Source organism: Elstera litoralis (genome assembly GCF_000963705.1).
In the GTDB taxonomy this organism is placed as follows: Bacteria; Pseudomonadota; Alphaproteobacteria; order Elsterales; family Elsteraceae; genus Elstera; species Elstera litoralis.
This window is the reverse complement of sequence record NZ_LAJY01000576.1, coordinates 1-1237: the sequence shown is the minus strand read 5'-3', so window position 1 is coordinate 1237 and position 1237 is coordinate 1. Positions and strand designations below refer to the sequence as shown.

General features: G+C 58.5%; 1 protein-coding gene. It reads right to left on the bottom strand.

Annotation, left to right across the window (positions count from 1 at the left end; translation table 11 throughout):
- A partial coding sequence (locus VZ95_RS17690) for a 4-hydroxybenzoate 3-monooxygenase (RefSeq protein WP_045777037.1) occupies window positions 1-1009 on the bottom strand: 1009 nt, incomplete at its 3' end.
- Window positions 1010-1237: the final 228 nt, after the last annotated feature.

Genomic DNA, 1237 nt, shown 5'->3' with positions numbered 1-1237 from the left:
TGTAGTTTTCGAGTGCGCTGAAGTCGCTCCGCCCGTAAAAATCGCGTAGAGCCTTTGCCAAAACCAAAACATCCGCCACCGCGAGATTAAGGCCCTTGGCTCCGGTCGGCGGCACAATATGGGCGGCATCGCCTGCAAGGAACAGGCGGCCAAACTGCATGGTTTCACAGACGAAGCTGCGCAGCGCGACGATGTTTTTTTGAATAATCGGCCCTTCGGTCAGCTTCCAGCCATCGGTGGTTTCAAGCCGCGTGTGGAGTTCTTGCCAAATCTGCGCATCAGACCAATCGGCGATAGCATCGTCCGGCGGGCACTGGATATAAAGCCGCTGGATTTCGGGCGATCGCATACTGAGCAGCGCAAAGCCGCGCGCGTGATTGGCGTAAATCAGCTCATGGTGCGAGGGCGGGGCTTCGGCCAAAATCCCGAGCCAGCCAAAGGGATAGACTTTTTGAAACTCCCGCCGTTCCGCCGCCGGAATCGCTTGGCGGCTCGGGCCGTGGAACCCGTCGCACCCGGCAATGAAATCGCACGGGAGGGTTTCGAGCGGCGCCTCCGCCGTGCGGCGAAACTGGATCGACGGGCGGTTGCTCTCAATCGCGTCAAGGCGGGTATCGCGCACGCCGAAGAGGATTTGTCCACCGCCCGCAAACCAAGCTGCGTATAGGTCTTTCATCACCTCATGCTGAGCGTAAACCGTTACGCGCTTGCCGCCGGTCAATTCTTCAATATCGAGATGGTGGCTTTCGCCCTTAAAGCGCAGCGTAATGCCCCGATGGAAATGCCCCTCGCGCTCCAACCGCGCGCTGATGCCGAGGGATTTCATGAGGTCGACGACCCAATGCTCCAAAACCCCCGCGCGGATCGTTGTTTCGATATCGGCGCGCGTGCGATTATCGACAATCACCGCCTCAATGCCGAATCGGCGCAACAAGAGCCCGAGAAAGAGCCCCGCCGGGCCTGCGCCGATAATCCCAACCTGCGTGCGCGGTAAAACGGTGGTCGTCATGAAATTTCCCTCCCCCTGGGTAGCGTTCTGAATTTCAGAATTATTCTAGAGTCACCCCGCAGGAGACCATAGACGGGTCGGTAAAATTATTGCACTTTTCGGAAGGGTCTTCGGTTCGACAGAGGGGCACATGGGCCGCGACGCAATCCCGCATTTCTCCCTTTATGGCGAATTGCCTGAAGAGCCGGAGATTGGCTTCGTTCACGTCGAATCGGTGGCGGCACGTGC